This window comes from Cupriavidus gilardii (assembly GCF_008801915.1).
In the GTDB taxonomy this organism is placed as follows: Bacteria; Pseudomonadota; Gammaproteobacteria; order Burkholderiales; family Burkholderiaceae; genus Cupriavidus; species Cupriavidus gilardii.
Genome location: NZ_VZOV01000077.1, coordinates 1 through 468, shown reverse-complemented (window position 1 = coordinate 468; position 468 = coordinate 1). Strand labels below are relative to the sequence as shown.

At 40.8% G+C, this 468-nt stretch carries 1 protein-coding gene; it reads right to left on the bottom strand.

Going from position 1 to position 468, the window contains the following annotated elements; genetic code table 11:
• Positions 1–468 (bottom strand): glycoside hydrolase family 108 protein (locus F7Q96_RS26500; protein ID WP_151023650.1); only part of this gene is annotated, 468 nt, incomplete at both ends.

Genomic DNA, 468 nt, shown 5'->3' with positions numbered 1-468 from the left:
AAATTTCAATGTAACGTTGGCCTTGCATGATGTTCAGAACTTTAAGCATTACCTTCTCACCATCTTTACCACGTTTAGCAAGAAAGATTTTTAAGGCCCCTAACGTAGCTGAACCATAAATACCATCAACGGCTAAATCGGGCCAACCGCCTTTACCTTGGTTATTTAATAAATTCAACGCACGTTGTAATAAAGGCTTTGCAAAAGAGACACCACAATTAACACCAGTATCAAGCAACTCTTCAGCGATTAGAGGAGATAAAGTATTCACCTGATCAAAACGCGGGTTAATCCAATATTGCTGTTTATAAATTTGCTTTGCTAAATCTAAAGGCAAATCGCGCATTGGGCCCTTCCAACCATTGACACGCGCAACTGCTTCAGTAATTCCGTAGTTAGTTGCGCCGCCACGGTCGTTAGGGTTGTTTACATATCCACCTTCGCGCTTGATAAGGTCATCAATATATT